Genomic DNA, 22270 nt, shown 5'->3' with positions numbered 1-22270 from the left:
GTGCTTCTAGAAAGAGACAATATTGTCAAATGTTACAAGCTCTCTTGAAATTGCAGCTAAAACATTAGCAGCACGATCAGTCCGCATAAATTTACAAAAGACTGAGTCAAGAGAATAGCCCTGTCCCCATTTAGTAATCAAGGTTTCTCCATCATAACCTGCATGCTTCAACTTCGTTTTAATTTTTGCAATGATACAGGATAATTGAGAGCGATTTGAGCTTGTATCGCCATCACGCCATAAAAATTGGCAAATTTCGGTTCGTGACAAGGTTTTGCCATCTCCCTGCAACAGAAGTGAAAATACTTTCTTCTCATTCTTAGAAAATCTTACACTGCTCAATATGTGTTGGTAGGATTCCTCTTCAACTAAACGTACCGGACGGTTTGAATATTGAGTATTGATAAAGAAGTTTTTCTGAAGCAACACTAATTTTTCTCGAACCATTGTATTGGAAAGCGATTTGTTCAACCAGCCCCTTATAGCAGTACTCCTTATTGTTACTTGATCCTCTTCAGAGTAAGCTTCATCAGTCAGACGAATAATTAAATTATTATCTGTATTGATCAATGCTGATACCTCAGCTACTTCTGCATCTGTAATAGTTTCGCTAAGCAAGATAGTTGGAAAATACGAGAAGATGTTATGGTTACTGCTACTTTGATAAATGTCACTAGAACAAAATACTTCATAGTTTAATAACTGCAATTGCATTTGAAATTTTTGTTCCGCTAAAATGTTTTTTGTGAGAATCAAGATCTTGTTCACACATTCACGCTCCTTGTTTTTCTTAATCATCGATAGAATACCCTACTACAATGAGTAAATATCCATCGCTTACTTTATTTTATTTTTTTTACATAAAGATTAAAATAAAGCTTGAAAACGATAAGAAAAAAGCTGCAAATTCGACATAAATAACGAGTGATCATTTTCACATATAATTTTTCAGAAATTTGCACATCTCAGAGCCTATTTACCTGGAAAGTGAAAGCGAAGATTCTTTAAACCAGGATAGAAAATACTAATACTAACTATTTTAAAGAACAATACCCTGTTAATTGAGGAGTTAAAAGTAATCAACTGGGTCAAAACAGGCTAGCGAAAAACTAATAAATTCATTCGTGAGGTAATCACTTATATAGGTGAATAAGGAAAATCAATTTATTTATTTCTACATAAACTATTTTTGTAATTATAGGTTGTGAAAAAATTTGTCAGACAAGCAGTGTTTACAATTTACGCACCAAATTTGAAGAATTTAGTGCATGGGATTATAGAGACAAGCGTTACCCTTCTTTTTTTACTTAAATTCTTCAGAAAAGACATAACTAGGAATCAGAAAATCTTTGATTCCTAGCTATGTCTAACGTCTAAGATAATCGTTTTTATCATTATCGAATCTATAATCTGCATTATTCTCCGATTTTATTTTCTAAATTCGATAATAATTGTGCGTAATCAATTTTTGAAAAATCGGTGACGTCCAATTCATGAAGCTCTCCTAGAATGCCGTATTTCCCAAGATAATATTGTGTTGCAAAGACTTATTAACTTCAGTTTCTCTAAGATTATCTTTCACTTCACGTGTCCAATTAATCAGCAGTTCTGTCCCCACGTTAAACTTCCGAGTACCATTATTTATTAATTCTGAATAGTCTTCTTCTTTGACTCCAGTCCCTCCAATTGTTCCCAACTCTCCTTCAACTGAAACTCCGTGGGTGTGAGCATAAACTACAATCGCTTTGGTTTTAACAATATTTTTTTTTAAAGGCAAATGAGAGCCGTCGTAAATCAAATTAGCTTTTCTGACTATTAAATCAATCCAAACAGATTCCACAGTGGATACATTACTACAACAAAACCAACAATCATCAGCACTGCCTTCAAGGTCATTTGCTTCACAAATTCCTTCATGGGCATCATTCCATATCCATACATAATCAAATTACCTGCTGATTCATAAGGTAAGAAAAGCAATTCACAGGAATATAGCAAGCACATACAGGCGGCAACCGGATTAATTCCTAAAGTAGCTGCAATTTGCACAAAGGGAAGCGCCAATCCGCCCAACATAGCATAGGGAGTCATAAAAAAATTTGCCACCGTTCCCATTAGTATAAAAGCAACACAAACAACTAGCGTACTTTTACCAGCCAACATAGGAACCGCAATACCGGTCAAGAAATCTCCAAAACCAACTTCTGCCCCTACGATACCAATTCCGAGACAAGCCGAAACGAAGAATACCATAGAAAAGTTCAAACCAGTCAAGGATTCTGGATCGCCAATCCCTATTCTTGGAAGGAACATCAAAAATGGAATAGCCATGAATCCATACGCAGCTGGCAAACCAATAAAGCTTGAAGCACAGAGGTAAGCCAATAAAAGAACAATCATAACTACGGCTTTCTTTTCCTTCGTTGACATTTTCCCCAACAAGCGGTATTTTTCATCGAATAATTCCTTGCTAGCATTGATCTTTAAATTTTTCGTGTCATAAATTTTCATCAAAATCAGAATACTGGCTACACATACTAGAATAAAAAAGCCGTTATATTTTAGTGAAGTGAACATTGACATCGTATAACTTGGGATCAATTCACGGATAGCTACCTCTAGCATTGAGAAGTAACCTGGATAATATAGGCAGACTGTACAACCAGTAGCACCGATCGTTCCGGCAAAGCATACTAGCGAAGCTTCCTTGGAAGGCTTCATTTCCATCGCTTTACATACACCAAACACCAAAGCACTGGCAACTAGCCAACCGTTACAGAAGGTAATTAGATTCAAAATAATTCCAATAAAGAAACAACCAAAAACAGCCCCTGCATACGTACCTCCACACAAACGAATCACGTAATAGGCAATTCGGGTCAATAATCCGGTTTCATCCAAAATGTTACTGAATATCAAACCGCCTAAAACCATCCAAACAGTTGTGCTGGTCCAGGAACCAAATGCAATCTCAGCGGGAACAAGCCCGCTGATTAAATACAGTGCTGGCAATAAAATGGCTGAGACTAACCTAGGAAGCAGTTCCATGGCGATAATCAGGATAACAAAGATCGTAATCACAAGAAACAGTTTCAAGCGTGAAGTAAAGGTGTCCGAAACTGGAATAAAGGCGATCAGCGCTGGGGTCGCCAGACTGACGATCCATCCCATTAGATTCTTTTTACTTACATTAATTACACTAACATCCATTCTCTTTTCCCTCAATTATTATGATAGTCGAAAATCCAGTGACACTTACAGGGCTTTTTCGTAAAGAGCAATAATATCTTTCACCGTAGTTGCTCGCGGATTTACAGCGACATTGGGACTCTTCATAGCATCTTCTGCCATCTCAGCAATCTTATCTTCTGTTACACCCATTTCTGAAAGAGTCTTAGGTATGCCGATGGCTGCATTTAATTTTTTGATTTCATCTACCAACATTTGTGGCTCAAAATTCTTCACTGGTTCAGTTTTCCCACTAATAAAGTTATAAATTTTTTCGTAACGTCCACGATCTGCCAGAGCATTGTATTCCATGACTGTCGGTAGTAGGATTGCATTTGCTACACCATGGGCAATGTGGAAATGGGCGCTTAACGGATGACTCATTGCATGAACATTTCCCAGTTTTGCCCAAGCAAAGGCGATTCCTGCGAAGGTCGACCCAGACATCATAGCACAAGCTGCTTCCCCATTCTGACGATTCGCGACAAACTGACGAAGATTGCTGCCAATCAGTAACATTGCTTTTTCTGCCATCGCATCCGTAAATGGTGAGGCATTTCTTGAAATATAGGCTTCCATTGCATGGATCAAGGCATCAATCCCGCAAGAGGCAGCAATCGATGCCGGAGCAGTCATAATCATTTCCGGGTCTAATACGGCATATTTCGGCAGCATTTCATAGCTGATGACTGACATTTTGTAGTTTCTAGATTCATCGGTAATCACAGCAGAAGCTGTCACTTCGCTGCCTGAGCCTGCAGTTGTTGGAATCGCGACAATTGGTACAACTGGTCCTGGAACCTTATGCAATCCTTCATAGTCAGTGATTTCACCACCGTATTTAGCTAAGACACCAGTAGCTTTCGCGACATCCATTGAGCTGCCTCCACCGAGTGCAACAATACTAGTAGCCCCGCATTTTTTGTACAATTTTGTTGATTCATTCACCACGTCAACGGTTGGGTTCGGTACTGTACCCAGATAGGTAGTACATTTAATACCTCCAGCTTCAATGATATCCTGGATTTTTTTGACTACACCTAAACCTTCTAAACCACGGTCAGAGATTAGAAATACATCCTCTGACTGATTTTCCTTCAATATTTCTGGCAGTTTCTTCAAGCTTCCCATGCCAAACTCAATGCTTTGAGGTATTTTAAATGTAAAATCTTTCATATTTTGTATTCCTCTCCATCTCTAGATTACGGACAATAAACTGGTGATCAGCATATTCCCGCCAACAAATAACAATACGACATAGACAATTTGCAAAAACTGTTCGCGGTTGATTCGTTTTAGAAAGCCCATTCCTAAGAAGAAGCCTAATGCTGCCATAGGAAGACCGATTGCCAAGGCACTCCACATATATGGAGAAAAGGCCCCGTTGCGGAATTGTGTAAAAGCATTCCATGTATTCAGGATCACCCATACCATGTTCATGGTGTTGCGGAATTTTTCTTTATCTTGGACTGCTTCAATTGTATAAACGGTAATTAGTGGTCCACCGATAGTAAACGCTCCATGAACAATCCCACCTAGAATTAGACAGCCATAACGGAAAATCTTCTTCAGGGGTGTATCTACTTCTTCTTCTACCTTTGATTCTTTGGACATTCGCGGCTTCACAACGTATTTATAGACATTCATTAAGGCAATTAACGTAACCATGAAACCAATCCCAATTTTTGCTGTAGTAGGACTGATCGCATAAAACAAGTAGTTCCCAACTAGGATTCCTGGTAAACATAAGGCAAGAATTTTCGCCAAATCTTTCCAGGAAACATTTTTGAATTGCTTGATTCCTAAATAATATAAAAATGGCAGTGTAATTAATGTTCCATAGGGTACCCCTACCTCGGTTCCCAACAATCCGTTGGTAACGGCTGCCGCAATTACGGTACAGCCGAAACCAGTACAACCCTGAACAAAAAAGCCGATTACCTGCATCAATGCCACTAAGATAAAATTAAATTCAAATCCCAACTTTTTCACCTACCTCATTTTTTTAAAAACTCAGTTCTGTTCGCTGAATCAAATCCTTTTGTAATGGTTTGCCAAGCTCAACGAAGTAAGCACTATAACCGGCAACACGTACTAACATGTCTTTGTAATCCTCAGGCTTCTTTTGTGCCGCCCTCATTGTAGCTGAGCTCATAATATTGAATTGAACATGCATTGGCTGCTTAGCCATATAAGCATCCACAAAGCTGATTAGGTTATCCCTTCCTTCAACCCCAGCAACTGCTTCTTCAGGGAACCGCAGATTCATTAATGTTCCATTGGTAGCTAAGCTATGATCAACTTTCGCTAAAGAGTTAACTAACGCCGTAGGACCAGCAATATCATGCGATCCAGCATCTGTATGAACCGGTCCCATATTATCAGATATCGCTTCACCCTTTTTACGACCGTCAACTGAAGCGTTAGTGTTCATTCCCATTGCTACGTTGGCATTTACCGAATAGACCCCGGGACTAAATTCTCCGCCTCGTGGATTTTTGCGACCACTAATATGTCGGCAGTAACATTCGAACATGAATTTGAACAAATCGTCAGCGTAATCGTCATCATTACCGTAATGATGAACTTTCGAACTGTTAACTAGGGCATAAAGAACATCGTGACCTTTCCAGTTATCCTTGACTGCTTGTAAAAGCTCAGACCCAGCATAACGATTTTCCTCAAATACCAGCTGCTTGATCGCAGATAGAGAATCCGCACAAGTCGCCATGCCGCTTGCTTGAGGTCCAATGCCATTGTATTTTGCTCCACCTTCAGTTAGATCCTTGCCGGATTCTAAACAGTCTTCGAAAAAGGCTGATACATAAGGCAGCGGCTTAAGTTCTTTATGGACGGTATCGATAATATTTAAGCTGCTGCACATTTGATCCGTCCAATACTCAAATTGCTGGTCAACGCTTTCGAGCACTTCATCAAAGCTTTGATAGGTATCCAAGCTACCTGTATCAGGCCCCAATTGCTGGCCAGTGTTTAAACTACGGCCGCCATTGACCACCATTTCCATCATTTTTGGTGTATTCACATAAGCTGCATCATGCCATCCATACTCTTTTCCAGGCAAACTAATTTCCACACAACCTACTACACAATAATCTCTTGCTTCTTCAAGAGTCATACCTTTGCGCATCATTCCTTTAATTGTAGGACCATCATTGAACAGCTTCGGATGACCATAACCAGCTCGAATACATTCAATGGTTTTTACCCTTAACTCGTAAGGAGTAAACTCATGCATCCGTACACACACCCAAGGATTCATCATGCGGGTATGAGCAGAAGCTTCCAGCATCAGCATGGTTAAATCGTTGGTCGCATCATTTCCATTACGATCTACTCCGCCGATAGTCAAACTTTCACCGCCGAAACCGCGGCCGTTACGTAAAGCCATACTTCCCTTGTCTTTTAACTTCGTAGGGTTGTTCATTTTCACATAGACAACTTCGATTAGTTCTAAAATAAATTCTTTAGGAACATTTCCCTTTCTCATATCAGCTTCGTAGTAGGGTTTCAGCCATTGATCCATCCGGCCATATGAAATCGAATGTCCATTGCTTTCCACTTGAATCAAGGTAGTTGCAAAGTTGAACAGCTGCAAGGCCTGCCAGAAAGTTTGTGGTGCTCCGTCAGCAATTTGATAACAATTCACTGCCATTTCCTTGAGCTCTAGCTTGCGTGTTGCATCTTTAGTAGTTTTTGCTTGTTCTTCCGCAAGCAAGGCGTAACGTTTGATGTATTTTCTAGCAGCTTCGTGCATGATAATCATAGCTTCATAAAAATCTCGTTTTTCACCATATTCAGGATCACGTTTACTCAACTTAGCAAGCCGAGTTTTCGCTTCTTCGATTAGACCAATGTAACCAACACGCATCAGCTTTCTATAATCAATTGCCAAATGCCCAGCACCTGCGTAATGATAAAGATTGGTTTGGAAAATCTTTTCACCAACCTCGGAACCCTTCGTTTGGTCCTTATCCAGTTTAACATTCACTAAATCATCAACGGTTTTACCCTTCCACCATGCACAAAGCTCAAGAATTTCATTTCGTTCTTCCTCGTTGCGAATATAGAATTGGTCATTTGGTCGTTCTTCAAAGGGAGAATTTATAATTTCATCTAGAATCCAATTGACAGAAAATTCTGGATAAATCGGCGAGGCTTTCGCCGGTGCTGCAATCTCACCTAATATCAAATCTTCATCATAAATGTATAATGTTGAGTTCAGCAAAACATTTTCGAAAGCATAAGCACATTTTAATTTGCGTGAACAGGTTTCATGACTTTGATAAGCTTCAGTAACTAATTTTAGCCGTTCAACATCCACCTCATATGGCCGATCCAAAAAGGCTTGTCTTAGATGGTTTACCCGAGGAAATGGCGACCAATCCTCATGGTGAACCTGATAGCCGATGCTATAGGTCTTATCAAAGGGCTCTGTTCCAACTGCTGTTGCTTGTTTGATACTCATTTATAAAATCCTCCTTCATTAATCAACTGATTTATTGTCTTTCTTTAGTTCCAACTAAACAGTGAATGCCGCGATCGTTAAAATATTCTGCTATTTTATTCACCTTTTTCTGAAAAGACTTTCGTTTGATCTTAATCCCTTCCATCCCGTAAGGAATGCCTAATGCTTGATACTTCTCCTCACCCAACCGCATAAAGCTGAGCAACTGCAGAGTTCGAATACGACCATTTAGCTCATTTAAAATGAAGTCAGCGGTTGCTTCAATATTTTCTGGATCATCATTGACCTCAGGAATAACTGGAATACGCAGAATCAATTCCCGTTCCAAATCAGTCAGTTTTTTTAAGTTTTCTAAAATCCGATTATTGCGGACCCCTGTGTGCTTCCGATGAAGCTTACTGTCCATGTGTTTAATGTCTGAAATCCAAATATCAGTGTATGGTAAAAGCTTTTCCACTTCTCGCCAGTTGCCGTAAAAAGTTGTTTCAAAGCAGGTTTGAATGCCTTCTGACTTACAGGCCGCGAATAATTCTGCTACAAAATCACTTTGCAACAATGCCTCTCCTCCTGAAACAGTCACTCCTCCACCTGACTGTTCATAATATTCACGATCTTTACGGATGATTTCCATACACTCTTTTACTGACATTTCTTTTCCCCACTGTTTAATGGCATCGGCTGGACAAGCATCTGCGTAAACTGAACAATCTAGATGCCCCTCGCTTTCGATCCCAACTAACTTTCCACGATGGAAATTAAGAATATCCCGATTATCGCACACAGTTTCACAAAGTCCGCATTTTCTTTGAGAGATACACTTTGATTTATAAACGCCCAGCTCGATTTTGGTTGACCAGCTCTCCGGATTCCCACACCATTCACATCGCATTGGACACCCTTTCAAAAACAGCTCAGTACGTAGACCTGGACCATCATGAAGGGTAAATCTTTGAATGTCAAAAACGACTCCCAGCTGAGACACAGCTTTCCCTTCTTTCCAACTTTTATAAGAATGTTTAACTTGCTCAAAGCTTAACAAAGTTAACATCTCAGTATAAGTAGGCATCAGGATTATTTCGTATAGGGAACATTCCCTATTCTGCCTACGTTCAATTGAAAACGATCCCAAAGTAAAATTAGTCAAAAAAAAACTCAGACAAGTTCGCCTGGGTTTTTCTTTTATTGATCCTACAAAACTAATTCTCTCGGTGCTCCAAAAGCTTGTATAGTTCAAAGCGACTGTTTACTTCACATTTAATATAAATATTTTGAACATGTTTTTTGATGGTATGGTAACTAACCACCATTTTATCAGCAATCGCTTTATAAGTCAGTCCTTGATACATCAACTCTGCCACTCGCTGTTCAGTCGCCGTCAGCGGTAAATTATCTAGCGAAAAAGCAGGCACTTTTTCTTCATCCTTTTTAGCGATTGTAATCCAGTGATAGCGGTCAATAATGCCATTTGAATAGGTTTGATCATAGGTATAAATTTTGAAAATGTAATTCTTAATGATCTTTGTTTGGACGCGATCTGAGCTGATAGTTTCTTCTTCCCCACCTAAAAGGAAAGGCAGCCAGCTGCAAGGGGTGGTACTGCTCATCTGTTCAGCAATCACTGGACCTAAAATATCCGTTAAACATTTAACAGCAGTTTGACTATAACTCATGATATGCATGAAATCATCTGTCACCAAATAAGCTTTTTCCCCACAGGCAATAATTTCATTTTGGATATTCTGAACAATCTTCGCCTGTTCAAATTTTTTGAAGTTTTTATAAGAGTTCGCCAAATAAACGTAAATTTCATTAAGCTGGGTAATCTCTGCTACCGTAAAATCTCCTTGATTCTGACTTTTGAAAAAAGTCACTTGAATATAGCCATTCATTCCAAAGGCCAAGGTCGTACTATAATGCTGCTGAAAGTTCTCCTCGATGAAGCGAACATAAGCCGAATGCTCATAATCTCTTTGGACGATTATATCTGTGGACTTATATAGACGGGGTTTCACATTAAAATACGTTAATTGATCTCGCAAAGCATCCTGATAAATCATGTGCCTGATGACATCATTAGCAAAGAAAGTACGATAAGGATGCTCGTCACAATCAATTGAGATTCCTTGCCAACTAGTCCAAGATAAAAATTTTCCCTGCGTATCGTAATAAGAAATCAGTACCTTTTCCCAGCCAAAATTCTTGAATAAGTAGTCTAATAAAACCGTACTAAAAAATTCACGGGCAGAAATTTGATACTCGGATATTTCTGAGAAAAAATTAACTTGACCAGCATGCTCTTCATTCATAATGCTTCCCCCATCATTAATCGTTACTTCGCCATTACCCTGTCGTATCCATTTTACAAGCTTCTCTTCAAATAATTAATTAGATTATACCATGCCTCTTCTTTGCGCGTCATTTGAATACAGGAAAGAACGATCCATAAATATAAACCAAGGAAGCTGTCAAAACATCGCTTGGAGCTACTAATTTAAGTGCATTTTTGAATTCTTTACAGGTATATTTAGAGCAGCCTTATCGCTAAGTAAGACTAGTCAACCAGTTAACAAATTGAAGAAAATTCATTTAGGTATTTCTACTTTATACCTTTCATTTACTTGATTATTGTAGAGAATGAATGTATCACCATCCAGCCATTCTACATCAAATTGGATGGTTTCCATGAAACCTGGTCCTTCATAATTAAAAATCTCTTTTCCACTTTCTAAAAATACAGATGGTCTGCTTATATAATCATAGCGCACAAAAATTTTAGTTTCACTGTTAGGCGAAACAAAACTTTGATCAAATTTCGACTCATATCGGAGTTTTCTAAACATTACCGTGTAAACAAAGAAAAATCCAATTATCAAAATAAAAACTAGCAGAATCTTACAATATTTTCTCAACTGTTTTTCTCCCTTTACTCTGATTAACTAGGGACTTCAATAATTTATATTAAAAACTACTCTTAATTAAACACTGAAGTAGTCCTTCCTTTCCATTTAATACTTTATAAAGCGGAATACTTGAAGTACCGTACTTCTCTATATACAAAACAATATAATTTACTGTCACCTCTTTGTAAACAATCTTTTCTAGCGAAAAAGTCTTTTTTGCGAATACTGAACAATTTCCTCAGGATTGTTTTCAAGAAATTTATTTACTAAGTCTTTTTTTCTTTTTGCAGCGCTAATAATACACAGTAAAGTTTCTTTTAAAATGCAATTTAAAAAATAATTGTTAAGAAGATGATTTCAATTTCCATGACACAGTAATTGGCTAAGTAAATAACAGTAGCATAGCCATAAAAATCAGCTTTCCTTGCCTTTTGATTGAACGGATTATGTTTAAATAAGACCAATTCATCGTGGTATTTCAGCAAAACGTTCATAACCTCCCAGATAGTGTGCCCTCTTCTACTAGAATAATAGGCGAGCTATTGATCAATTTCTACAATTTTAAAAACTTTAGTCGCTATATTTTTTTAATTCCAACTCTATTTTATTAAACGAAAATAACTAATAGATGAGTGAAATTAGTGTTATCATACGTGAAAAAATAAGAATAGTAATATTGTTGCATTAATCAAATATGAAAGGTAAAATGAAGGAGTACAAAAACTACAAGCGCTCTCAAAGCGTAATTTTTGGAGGAGATGAATATGAAAAAAGGGTTTTCTTATGCTTTTGTTGGGGCAGCAATGTTAATGCTAGGTGCTGCTGTTGTGCAGGCTGATACTGCCGAAGCCTCTACATTATATCGTGCATATAATCCAAACACAGGTGAACATTTGTACACGCAGAATTACAATGAAATTCCATTTGTAGTTCGTGCAGGTTGGCAAGATGAGGGATCTGCTTGGACAGCTCCGGATAAAGGCGTTGAAGTGCATCGGCTGTTTAATCCAAACAACGGAGGCGATCATTTCTATACCCTAGATACAAATGAACGCGATCATTTAACCAGGGTTGGTTGGACCTATGAAGGTCTTTCATGGCGATCAGGTGGGAAAATTCCTGTTTATCGTTTGTATAATCCAAATGCAAAATCAGGTACTCACCACTATACCACTGATGGGAATGAACGTAACCATCTAGTTAATCTTGGTTGGCGTTCTGAAGGAACTGCTTTTTACGCTTCGGAGGTAGGCAAAGGAAATCCTAACCCAGCTCCTAGTCCCGGAGTAACACCGAAAAAAGTGGATGTGAATATCACTGCTCCAGGTGGCGAGGAACGTAACGTTCCTGGTTCTTACCGCTTGCTTTATTCAAATAGAGCCTTTGATAATGCCTCTTTGGGAACAGCAACTATTGAGTTTGTTGCAGATGTTGCAATGGTAGGATCAGGCAGTGATTACGAAACACAATTTGTAATTGCAGGTAACGGTCCTGCAAGTGGTCAAGTAGGAGTTGGCTTACACTATCAGGCAGGTAACGATGGGAACTTTGCGCAAGGTCGCATCAATACAACCAATATTAACTTCCCTGCAAATGCTGGAACTACTGGACAACAATATTATTCGGTGAATACTAATGCACCTGGAGTTGGCAGCAACCAATCGGTCAATCTTAAAGTAAGATATTTTGACTCAGGGTATATGCAAGCCTTTGTGAACAATACCTTAGTTGGACAGTATAAGACTAAACTAGTCCCAGGCGGGAATGCTTACATCCTGCATGTGAACAGCACAAATGCTACAGCAAAAGTTCGCAATTTGAAAGTATACAAAAATGGCGCAGATGTAACTACAAAAGGTCAAGTGCCATTCGCACAAACATCATTTGATATTGCAAATGATGTAAGAGATGGTGCATACTAAATATTAATCTATACAAAAAAACCTTCTAGAGTTTAAAAAGATCTCTAGAAGGTTTTTCTCTTGGAATCAGCGAAAGATTTACTACTATCCAACATAGATTGGATAAAATTCTATAGAATACCAAACAGATGAATCGGACATTTTTACCTCCTTCGATATAAATGCCCAACTATAATTCCAATCACCATTTACCGGGTTTCCGTAATAATAAATTGATTTAGGGTCTTTTCTCATCGCATCCCCTTTAGCACCGGCAGCTTGTAAGGTTTTTTCCAGAATCCCGCTATTTCCTAACTTACTTACTGGAGTAGGTGCTGAGTTGGTGTTATTCTCACGATTCGTTCCATACCAAGCCAAGCCTTCATCTTTCCAACCATTCCGAATCAACATATTTTGCTCTGCACCATTTACCGTGTAGTTATGGCTGCCTGCTTTCGCATTCGGATTATAAGCACGATATAATTTTATTGTTTTATTTGTGTCAGAATACCAGCCAACACCTTCATAGTGCCAGCCAGTTTTGACCAGCATATCCTTTTCATTGCCATTTAATGTATAATGATGATCACCCGCGTTCGCATTGTACAAACGATATACCGGATCACCAGCAGTTGGCGCATACCAACCAATCCCCTCGTCACGCCAACCAACCTTCTTCAGCATGTCCCGTTCTGCCCCGTTTTTCGTGTAAAAATGTTCCCCACTGTTTGGATTGTATAAACGATACATATCGTCCGTCGCAGCCTCCGCCTTAGAAGGTATAATAAAAATAAGTACCACCGCTACCAACAAAACAAATTCTCTTTTAGAAACATATTGTCTCTTTTTCATATACTCCATCCTTTCTTGACTATTTCTCTTAACAGATAAGCCGAAATAGTTTACATAATATTTTACTTGAAAACAACTGTTTCAAAATTGTACTATATAAATGACTTTCTTACCTATTATCAACAAAAACTCTTTTTTCAAGCATCATTCATAAGTGAACTATCTTGATAAAAAACTGGAATTAAAGTTTAAGTATCTCCCTACACTCTTCTATTATAAAATTAGTTATTTTATCGCTTAACCCATTCTTCTAGGAATAAACCTTATATACTTCAAATACTACTAATAAACCAACTTGTATTCCTAATCTATTTAAAATGTAAAATTATTAGTAATAATCAATGACCCCGTATTATATATTATATAGAAAAAATGCAGCCTTTGATAGCCATTTATTAACCCTAAAATGCCAACTCAACAAGTTAGAATAAAGTTTCTCATATATTGGAAATAGACCTTCATGATTATCTGTCGCCAGGCAATCATTCTTCCTATATAAAAAATAGAACGATGGTTTATTTACCATCGCTCTACTGCTTATTTATTTTAACTGACTATTAAGTAACAGTTGCCAATCAAAGTCTTTTCATTTCGGAGCTAATTCAGTAACCGCTACTTGATATCAAAAATAAATTGTACTAAATACTTACCTTCAAAATCCTTATAATAGCGGATCGAATGAATTTTACCTAAGCAGTCTGAGTCAATTTCTTCCTGAAGCGCTGCTCTGTAAAAATCAGATTTAAAACTCTTTTCTACATACTTTTCGGGCATCTTAACTAGATAAGTACGTTTGTTGCCATCCTCAGTCATTTGACGTTCGAATTCTTCCAAAGGATTTTCCTCTACTGATTCGAACAGGTCGCCAATCGAAAGCTGAAAATTATCGATAGCTGCTGGCAAAACGTCACCAAAAAAAGTTAGTCCAGGAATATTTTTTTGCTGTATCTTTTTGTAATTCATTAGGTGTCTCCAATTCTTGATTAGTAATAATTGCTCTGACTTAATTTTATGCTAACATATATCATTTGTATAGGGTTAGCTTGATTTTATTAGAATTGGATTTTAAATTAGCCGTTTGATAAATTTTCTTCATTTGAATTTTTGTTTTAATAGAGTTTGCTTTGCTAGGATTAGCGACGTACTCAATTTAAAATGCGTAAGCAACCTACCTGAACTGCTAATCATAATTTTTTATCTTTACATTGTAGAAATTTATTCTGTGGACCGAACGAAGCATTACTTTAATCATGTCGTAACCCTCTACCTTTGAATAAACAATTCCCGCTCGATTCTCTAAGTGCATCAGTTCATAAGCTTTTGGCGTATTGGTTATTATCGATTCTATAAAACAGGATTTTTCGAATTCGTCTTTGACAATGCTCTCAGGAATTCCTTCACGAAATAGTTTCAGAACTCTTTTCTGATCAAGCAGGTATATTTCTGCTGTATTTCCCAAACCAATTTGTTTCATAATCCACCACTTCCAATTGTTTTAGTACATAAACGTAGAAAAAAGAGACGATTGCTTTTTTAGTTTTCAGAAAAATAAGAATCGATATAGTCCTTAATCTCATCGTATTTTTTATCATAGAAGTGAACGGCAGGAACTGATATTATTGGTACACTGTTGTCATTTTGGTATGGTCCAAAAGGTTTCGGAACTATCAAGGCATCTAGTATATCTTTATCATGTAAATAATCGGCAGAAACATCATAGTATTTGGAAAAATAATTCTGCAAATCAGCTTTATTTTTCTTTAACGAAAAGAGTGTTGGGTGCAAAGTAGTATAACCAACGCCTGTTTCTGCGGTTAGAACAAAATATATCTTATGCATAAAAAATCCCCCTTATAGCTATGTTAGCGACCAAAAATATGGAGCGGCACTAGGAAAAAAAGACATAGAAATGATTGGTGTTGAGAAAAAAGAAGCAGAACCTATTATTTGAAGCACTACTAATGAGCAGTCAATTATTTCTTCAAAGATATTTTTATGTCGGCTTGCTTGAAAGTCCTAATAGTGAGTATCCATAAAAGCAAAGTAATAAATCCCCACATATAAAAGCTTACTTCTGTGAATACATTCAAAATATCGAGTAATGACATAATTGCTGGAACAATTACTCCTATAGTGTTGATCATAAGTAAAAACAAAACCAAACTAGCTAAACTTTTAAATTGAGATAGTACTTTTTCCTCATCAAACACTTTTCTCACCCCTTAGTATGGTTTACATTATTATAACTGTGTCAATTACCCAAAAGAAAGTGACTATCAGGATATTTTGAATGAATAAACGACTCTGTAGGTAGTTTACGAGAAAAAAGTGGAAGAACAACGAAGCGATTTCAACTCAAACGGGAAAGTCGTAATCCTCAACAATGGTGATTTTGTGTTCTTCAAATTTCTTTAAAAGAACCGCTACACCCTTCTGCTTGAATTCGCCATACCTATTTATTACTGTACTTTACATCAATATGAGAACCCTTGTTAGACCATTTTATGAGCTTTACTTTTTTTATCGAAGAAAAAGTTGGCCCGAAAATAGGAGTTACAGAGAATCTTTTCTGATGGATAATCAGTTTAAATCTAAAATAGAAGTAAAGGGTTATTTCCAACAAAACAAAAATAAAGCCGGCAATTACTATCCACATCAAAACTCCTGTGATTGAATAGAAATAATCGGCAATAAGATCAATTGAATCCGCTGATTCTATAGATGGTGGAGCCATAAGGCAAACAGGTAAAACGATTGAAAACATCATTGAAAGGAAAACAACCCAAAATAATGGTCTTCTTATAACATTTTCACTTGCGTCAATTTTTGGGGGTTGTCTTTTTTTTTTTCATAAGATTCCTTTCACCATTGATATAGATGACCAAATCTCATCGAATTTGTAATCTTAAAGCTGTATCATCTACCTTCACTATCAGATATGAAATCAGTAATGATATTCTAGCTATCTTTTTCAACATATAAGAACTACTCTAATGTGAAAAAATTTTTCTACAATCGTTTGTAGAGCATAGATATTCTTGCTATTTAGTTGTTTCCTTTTTTTAGATCATCATATTTATTGGATTTTTCTTCCAAAAGTTTGATATAAGCTTCAAACTCTTCAATAGAATTGAACCCGTACTTCTTTTTAATATAGGTAATAACCGGCATACCTTTATCAATTTCATCCTTAATATTCTTTAACATAAAATCACCTCAATTTATTATATAACGAACCAAATAGTTTAACAAATGAAAAACGATCAACATATATTTTTTGAAGTGATTTACTAAATTCAACATAGAAAGGAGACTATTAAGGTCAGCTCAAAAAAAGATATAAGTAGTGATAGAAATCGGAAGGCAATCCATATCCTTGGCCCCCACTTAGTAGTAAGTGCATCTCCCTGATGACCAGCCTCCTTGAACTTGTTCTTAATCTTGGTCTTAATACACAACAGTTGACTTCGGTTGGTAAACGACTTTTCTCTTTAACCTACAGTTATCTGAAAACTAAATATAAATAACATTAGAAATTATTTCTTCTTCGTTTAATTCAGATGGAGCAAAAGGAATTTTCTGCTTTTCTATCTATATTTCAGTTATTTTATGATAACTAGGTTTTTTTATTTTTAGATAAAGACTGATATATCAACTTTTTTGGAGTTTGGCAAAAAATAAGTTAAAAAAATTTTTTATACGTTATACGCAGGTTTTTGGCTTTTTTTCGCTTCTCCAAAAAATAGAATCCTTTATTATCAACCTTTCTATTTTTCAAATCGGCGTATAACTCACTTTTTTTGTCTATAACTGCTCTAGCTTTTTTTTGAAAAATTCTATATCTTTTAGTCACCGGCCGGAACAAAAACAAAATAACGACAAACAAATCATTACAGAAAACGGAGGAATCGGAATGATTCAAAAACTGGGTACCAAATTACAAGTACAAATCGAACAAGCAGGCGAAGATAAACAGAAAAAGGTGAACTTCTCAAACGTAATTGATAATCCACCTGAAGCAGATGTAGTCAAATTAGGAGAGATCATGGCAGAGCTATCCCAGCAAGGCAGTTCATTGGATAGTGTCATCCTGACTGTGCAATCTCGAATTACGAAGGAGGTTGATAAGTATGAAACGAGTCGTTAAATTAGTTTCCATCTTTAGAAATGGTGCAGGTAAAAACCAAACTTGGAGTATGACCAATCCTGATACAACCAAGACGCCGACACAAATCAAAGGATTATTGGAACAATTGACTAAATTAAACTTGTTTCAGAAGGATGGTATCAAACAATATGAGAATGTTGTTAGTGCAAAATATGTAGAAACCATCGAAACAATCATCTTTGAAGAAGAACCAGCAGTCAGATAATTGAACATTGAGTTGCGGCGGTAGACGTACCGCCCTTCTCTTATCTTATTAATCTTTTTAATTGGATATTGTATAGAACGAAAATCAAACTATTTTTTGTAAAAAATAATTCATTACTATGAATGAGGAGCGATTAATTATGTCAGAGCAACCCTTTACTCACCACCAACTGTTTAATCTTAAGCGTGAAACGCTAGAACAACAAATCGTGGAATATTATCAGGAAACTCAGAATGGCACCATGACCATCAAGCTATTGCTTGCTTTGCGTGTCCGTTACCAGCTTGGTGCGAAGGAGTTTGCTCTGGTACTGCAGGATTTGGTTCATTACTTATTTAAGAACACCAAAGCAACCAAAACAATGAAGCGATTTTTCTGGTACTTTGCGGATTACTTTGAAACCAGTGAATTGCGGATCTTAGCCTTAAAGCTAGATCCTATTCGTAATTTTTTTGAAGCTACCAAGTCTTTTATAAAGGCACAAGTTGCTAAGCTTTTCCATACAGAAGCTGGCACTGAAGCCACGTGAAACTAATATTTATTGTCTGTCTCACCTACGCGAATAAATGATGAAAAGGAGTTAAAAAATGATCAAACTAGTGTCTACCTTCCTAAATAGTGAAGGCAAGAAACACAATTTTTCCTTTAAAGATCCTGATACCACTAAAAGTCCTGAAGAGATCAAAGAAACGCTGGCCTTGCTAACCAGCTTAGAACTCTTCGAAAAAGATGGTGTTGGATTGTTTAAAGAAATTGTGAAAGCGAAATATGTAGAAACGATTGAACGGCCGATTTTTGATGGCGGCGAAATGTTTGGAGTTTCCGCTCCAGAAGAACCGGAGGGAACTGAGGATACTATAGCTGAACAAGAAACAGTCCTTCGTTGTACCTGGGAGGAAACACCAAAGCTTCCAGAAGTATCTTTTGATTTACCTCCAATAAGAAGTGAGGTACATGAAGTTCTGTCTGCTCACCTAAACCATGAAGCTCTGGCCGATTCTTCGGATACGAAAATGACTGTAAGAAATCTTCCAGTAGCTAAATCAGTAAAAACTAGTGAAGAAGCTTCCCTGCCAGCGGATAATTTTTACGATGTAGTCAAAGAACTGGTGAAGCGACGAAAGAGAAGAAAAGCCAAGGAGCAAGAGAAAAGAAAACAGAAGGCCCCACCTGAAACACCTTCATGATGTCTGATCATTTACCAGCGTAGGTAAAATAAACTCGTCTGGATCATGAGCTGCACTGAAGAGGGGTGATGCATTTGCAATCTCTTGTGCAGTATATTTTAGCCCCGATTTTTGTCGGACTGGTTATCGCATTGGTTAACCACTGGTTAGATGATCATGATCCCTGACGATACACAGACTGTTGCAAAGCGAGACAGTTGCAATAGCCACACGTTCCTTGAAAACTGAAGAAAAGAAGAATTGCCTGTAAAGATGGTGCCCTTTACAGGTGGTGATTTTTGATGGGCACTTGTCTGAATAAGGAAAAATTTATTAAGATGACACTGCTATTCATTTTATGAATAACAGTCCTATACATAAAGTTATTATGCAAAATTGCAATTGTACATTTGGCTGTAGGGCTCCTATAATCAGGGGTGTTCCAAAGAATAAATGAGACAATCGGAGGAAAACTATATGACAGCAAAAATTACTGAAAAGATGCGCTTTAGCCCATCCTTTGAATACATTGATAATTGTATTGAACATGGTGTGCTAAGCCCTTTTGAAACCAAAGAAATTATTTTGAAGAAAAACGAAACGATCGCAGAAGGCTTCAAGCCGCTTTCTGGTGATATCCGCATGCTGAAAGATGTTCCAGTTAAACTGCGGGATGGTGTCACTATTTATACAGATATTTATTTGCCAGTAACCGAAGAAAAAGTGCCGGTGCTGATTGCATGGAGTCCTTATGGTAAAAGTGCAGGAACAGCACCACGTTATAAGAATCTTTTTAACATGTTGGGTATGGGCAATCACTGGAACTCAGGATTGACTAAGTTTGAAGCGCCAGATCCTGATTACTGGGTTGCGAAAGGCTATGCGGTAGCTAACCCAGATATGCGAGGAATCGCTCACAGCGAAGGCAATACCACGATGTTGGGGACTCAAGAAGCCCAAGATGGTTATGATTTGATTGAATGGCTGGCTGCTCAGGAATGGAGTAATGGTAAAACAGCTCTTACTGGCACTTCTTACTTGGCCTTCTCTCAATGGTATATTGCAGCGGAGCAGCCACCCCATTTAACTGTGATCAATCCAACTGAAGGATTAGCAGATGGTTATCGTGATTTGGCCTTTATTGGTGGTATTCCTGACAAGAACTTTATTGAACGGCTTCAGGTAAACCATGTTAGTGCTACTGGCGCTCAACGCGAAGATTTAACGAAGGAAATGGATGCTTATCCTTTAGCGGATGATGACATTTGGTTAGACAAAATCGCTGATCCCAGCAAAATCACTGTGCCGGCTTTTGTAATTGCCAGCTATTCTAATACGCTGCATACTATGGGAACCTTCCGTTCTTGGCGTACATTGGGCTCGCAGGAAAAATGGCTTCGTATCCACGATCGGCAGGAATGGCCTTACTATTATGATGAAAAAAACATTGAAGAACTGCGTCGTTTCTTTGATTATTACCTGTTAGGAAAAGACAATGATTGGCTTGCAACTCCAACGGTTCGTTATTCACTAATTGATTTCCAAGGTGGGAATCAAACAGATATTCCAGCAGAAGTCTTCCCTCCTGCTGCCAGTGAATTGAAACGCTACTATCTGAATGGATTATTCCGGACCTTGCAGGAAAATAAGGAAGCTAACGATGTACCCGTCAAATACACCGCTGAAGCTCTGCCAGGTCGGACTTCATTCCAAATGACCTTTGATCAAGAAACCACTTTCGTCGGTTATCCTAAAGCTAAATTGTTTATGGAATCAGATGGATATGACGACATGGACGTCTATGTTTGGGTTCAAAAATTGGATAAATTCGGCAATGTATTAAGTGAATTTGTCGTACCCAATCATGGTGCTGCCTTGCAGGATTTCACCCAAGAAGGAGCTTCTGCCCTACGTTACAAAGGTGCCTGGGGTCGGCTGCGTGCTTCTATGCGTCGCCTTGACAGTCAACTGGCAACTGATGAAATTCCTGCTTATCGCTTTGATCGTGTGGAGAAATTATCTCAGGGCGAAATCGTTGAGTTGGATATTGTCTTGAGTCCAATGGGCTTGTCTTATCAAGCCGGAGAAACCTTAAGAGTGGTGGTTAGTACTAAAGATGAACTTGGCTCAGTTATGCCCGGAACACCAGGAAATACACCTGCTAATAAGGGCGCTCACATTCTGCATACTGGAGGAGAATATGCTTCTTATCTTCAACTACCCTTGTTGTCAGAATAATAGTTAAAACTTGTGAAAATTCAGGGACCACTTTATACTGAGTTCATTATCTTTAGTGGAATGGAGTCAGTTATGAAGTTATCGACCTTACACTACTTTGTGGAGGTTGCTGCTGAGGGCAGCTTTACTAAAGCTGCCCAAAAGCTGTATATCTCTCAGCCTACATTAAGTAGACGAATCCAAGAATTAGAAACTGAATTAGGTGTCGCTTTATTCATTCGTCATAGCCATGCACTAACCTTATCAGATGCCGGTGAACAGTTCTTAGTTGAAGCCAATGAGGTATTAAGCCGCGTAGATCAACTGTCCCATATGTTCGACCAGCAAAAGACAGCTGATACGGCCACTCAGCTGCTAAAAATTGGTTATTTATCAAATTTTAATATGAGCAAAATGTATGAGCTTTTCGGACAATTCAAAGCGGATCACCCCAACGTGACCTTCCTAACGAAACAGGATACACCGCTGAGTTTGTCAGACGGGCTGGCTACCGGGCAATACGACTTAGTTTTTGATTTGTCGACCTATTTTCAACACAGTGAAAATGTTGAGCAGCTGATATTTATCAAAAACCATTTGCAGATTGCTGTGCCGCTTCATCATGCTTTGAGCAAAGAGACAAAGGTTTATTTTGCTGACTTGAGTCAGGAGACGTTTATTTTGCTGGAAAGAAAACAGTCTCCTATTATTGTCGATTATGTAGTCAATCAGTTTGTGAAATACGGCTTTAATGTACGAGCTAATTCGTATGTGAAAAATCTCGATGAGGGGCTTGCAAAGGTTGCGCTTGGAGAAGGTTTAGCTTTCTTGTATTCTGGAATGAATGATGGATCACTTGAAGAAAAATACCCGATCAAAATTATTGATCTAGTAAGCGATAGTAATGATCAGAATATAGTAGCAGCTTATGATAAAAGAAATGAAAGTTCCCTGCTTCGAGAGTTGTTCACTTTCTTTAAAAATAATCTAAAGGGTTAGACGCTTGAGGATAATTCAGGTTTTAACCTTTTTTTATCATACTTAATTCTGTTTTACTTCACCAAGTTGCTTTTTAAAATATTCTCACTGCAATTATACATTGTTGAATTCCATATTTATATACTATGATCTGCTAGTTACTCTCCAA

At 37.6% G+C, this 22270-nt stretch carries 23 protein-coding genes and 1 pseudogene; 8 read left to right on the top strand and 16 right to left on the bottom strand.

Translation table 11 applies throughout. From position 1 onward, the window contains the following. Positions 1-6: 6 nt before the first annotated feature. The 10 genes and pseudogenes from IGI49_RS04235 to IGI49_RS04190 all read right to left on the bottom strand — a co-directional run bounded on the left by IGI49_RS04235 (position 7) and on the right by IGI49_RS04190 (position 11108). Positions 7-768 (bottom strand): helix-turn-helix domain-containing protein, encoded by a 762-nt coding sequence (locus IGI49_RS04235; protein ID WP_429963493.1) that lies wholly within the window; start codon positions 766-768, stop codon positions 7-9. A gap of 742 nt (positions 769-1510) precedes the next feature. Next, positions 1511-1801: pseudogene (locus tag IGI49_RS04230) on the bottom strand (class II fructose-bisphosphate aldolase); the annotation flags it as partial. 14 nt (positions 1802-1815) lie between these two features. Beyond that, positions 1816-3210: an SLC13 family permease gene (locus IGI49_RS04225; protein WP_429963492.1), complete on the bottom strand. Its 1395-nt coding sequence runs from the start codon at positions 3208-3210 to the stop codon at positions 1816-1818. Between the two features lie 45 nt (positions 3211-3255). Beyond that, positions 3256-4404 carry an iron-containing alcohol dehydrogenase gene (locus tag IGI49_RS04220; protein ID WP_429963491.1) on the bottom strand — a complete coding sequence of 383 codons (1149 nt, stop codon included), beginning with the start codon at positions 4402-4404 and terminating at the stop codon, positions 3256-3258. A 21-nt stretch (positions 4405-4425) separates the two neighbouring features. Beyond that, on the bottom strand, positions 4426-5220 hold the full coding sequence (locus IGI49_RS04215) for a sulfite exporter TauE/SafE family protein (RefSeq protein ID WP_429963490.1): 795 nt from the start codon (positions 5218-5220) through the stop codon (positions 4426-4428). A 13-nt stretch (positions 5221-5233) separates the two neighbouring features. Then, on the bottom strand, positions 5234-7714 hold the full coding sequence (hpfG, locus tag IGI49_RS04210) for a (2S)-3-sulfopropanediol dehydratase (RefSeq protein WP_429963489.1): 2481 nt from the start codon (positions 7712-7714) through the stop codon (positions 5234-5236). A 31-nt stretch (positions 7715-7745) separates the two neighbouring features. Then, complete coding sequence (gene hpfH / locus IGI49_RS04205) at positions 7746-8696, bottom strand: (2S)-3-sulfopropanediol dehydratase activating enzyme (protein ID WP_429963488.1); 951 nt, start codon at positions 8694-8696, stop codon at positions 7746-7748. Between the two features lie 214 nt (positions 8697-8910). After that, positions 8911-10020, bottom strand: coding sequence for a response regulator transcription factor (locus IGI49_RS04200; RefSeq protein WP_429963487.1), 1110 nt, complete (start codon positions 10018-10020; stop codon positions 8911-8913). A 276-nt stretch (positions 10021-10296) separates the two neighbouring features. Continuing rightward, complete coding sequence (locus IGI49_RS04195; protein WP_429963486.1) at positions 10297-10623, bottom strand: hypothetical protein; 327 nt, start codon at positions 10621-10623, stop codon at positions 10297-10299. A 320-nt stretch (positions 10624-10943) separates the two neighbouring features. Further along, positions 10944-11108, bottom strand: coding sequence for a hypothetical protein (locus tag IGI49_RS04190; RefSeq protein ID WP_429969592.1), 165 nt, complete (start codon positions 11106-11108; stop codon positions 10944-10946). Between the two features lie 270 nt (positions 11109-11378). On the opposite strand from IGI49_RS04190, the gene IGI49_RS04185 reads away from it, so the two are divergent. Next, on the top strand, positions 11379-12536 hold the full coding sequence (locus tag IGI49_RS04185; protein ID WP_207703691.1) for a hypothetical protein: 1158 nt from the start codon (positions 11379-11381) through the stop codon (positions 12534-12536). An 84-nt stretch (positions 12537-12620) separates the two neighbouring features. On the opposite strand, the gene IGI49_RS04180 is transcribed toward IGI49_RS04185, so the two are convergent. From IGI49_RS04180 to IGI49_RS04155, 6 genes are all read right to left on the bottom strand, one after another. Continuing rightward, positions 12621-13367, bottom strand: a complete 747-nt coding sequence (locus IGI49_RS04180; protein WP_429963484.1) for a hypothetical protein — start codon at positions 13365-13367, stop codon at positions 12621-12623. A gap of 612 nt (positions 13368-13979) precedes the next feature. Next, the gene (locus IGI49_RS04175; RefSeq protein ID WP_429963483.1) at positions 13980-14330 is read right to left on the bottom strand and encodes a hypothetical protein; all 351 of its coding nucleotides are present in this window, start codon (positions 14328-14330) and stop codon (positions 13980-13982) included. Between the two features lie 217 nt (positions 14331-14547). After that, positions 14548-14841 carry a hypothetical protein gene (locus IGI49_RS04170; protein ID WP_429963482.1) on the bottom strand — a complete coding sequence of 98 codons (294 nt, stop codon included), beginning with the start codon at positions 14839-14841 and terminating at the stop codon, positions 14548-14550. 59 nt (positions 14842-14900) lie between these two features. Then, a complete protein-coding gene (locus tag IGI49_RS04165; RefSeq protein WP_429963481.1) occupies positions 14901-15206 on the bottom strand; it encodes a hypothetical protein in 306 nt (101 codons plus the stop codon). Positions 15207-15340: 134 nt separating this feature from the next. Continuing rightward, the gene (locus tag IGI49_RS04160; protein ID WP_429963480.1) at positions 15341-15577 is read right to left on the bottom strand and encodes a hypothetical protein; all 237 of its coding nucleotides are present in this window, start codon (positions 15575-15577) and stop codon (positions 15341-15343) included. Positions 15578-16412: 835 nt separating this feature from the next. After that, entirely contained in the window at positions 16413-16574 is a 162-nt protein-coding gene (locus IGI49_RS04155) for a hypothetical protein (protein WP_429963479.1), read from the bottom strand. Between the two features lie 706 nt (positions 16575-17280). Between IGI49_RS04155 and IGI49_RS04150 the strand changes: the two genes are divergently transcribed. The 7 genes from IGI49_RS04150 (at position 17281) to IGI49_RS04120 (ending at position 22122) form a co-directional block, all read left to right on the top strand. Further along, a complete protein-coding gene (locus tag IGI49_RS04150; RefSeq protein WP_429963478.1) occupies positions 17281-17514 on the top strand; it encodes a hypothetical protein in 234 nt (77 codons plus the stop codon). Further along, positions 17498-17740 carry a DUF2922 domain-containing protein gene (locus tag IGI49_RS04145; protein WP_429963477.1) on the top strand — a complete coding sequence of 81 codons (243 nt, stop codon included), beginning with the start codon at positions 17498-17500 and terminating at the stop codon, positions 17738-17740. Before IGI49_RS04150 ends, IGI49_RS04145 begins: the two co-directional genes overlap by 17 nt. A gap of 139 nt (positions 17741-17879) precedes the next feature. Next, the gene (locus IGI49_RS04140; RefSeq protein WP_429963476.1) at positions 17880-18269 is read left to right on the top strand and encodes a hypothetical protein; all 390 of its coding nucleotides are present in this window, start codon (positions 17880-17882) and stop codon (positions 18267-18269) included. A 58-nt stretch (positions 18270-18327) separates the two neighbouring features. Then, positions 18328-18927: a DUF2922 domain-containing protein gene (locus IGI49_RS04135; protein WP_429963475.1), complete on the top strand. Its 600-nt coding sequence runs from the start codon at positions 18328-18330 to the stop codon at positions 18925-18927. 68 nt (positions 18928-18995) lie between these two features. Beyond that, the gene (locus tag IGI49_RS04130; protein WP_207701710.1) at positions 18996-19094 is read left to right on the top strand and encodes a type I toxin-antitoxin system Fst family toxin; all 99 of its coding nucleotides are present in this window, start codon (positions 18996-18998) and stop codon (positions 19092-19094) included. A 289-nt stretch (positions 19095-19383) separates the two neighbouring features. Further along, entirely contained in the window at positions 19384-21144 is a 1761-nt protein-coding gene (locus tag IGI49_RS04125; protein WP_429963474.1) for a CocE/NonD family hydrolase, read from the top strand. Between the two features lie 72 nt (positions 21145-21216). After that, a complete protein-coding gene (locus tag IGI49_RS04120; RefSeq protein WP_429963473.1) occupies positions 21217-22122 on the top strand; it encodes a LysR family transcriptional regulator in 906 nt (301 codons plus the stop codon). Positions 22123-22270: the final 148 nt, after the last annotated feature.

The organism is Enterococcus sp. AZ071 (assembly GCF_050499065.1).
Lineage (GTDB): Bacteria > Bacillota > Bacilli > Lactobacillales > Enterococcaceae > Enterococcus_A > Enterococcus_A ferrettii.
The sequence above is the reverse complement of the archived record's forward strand: the minus strand, read 5'-3'. Positions and strand labels throughout refer to the sequence as shown.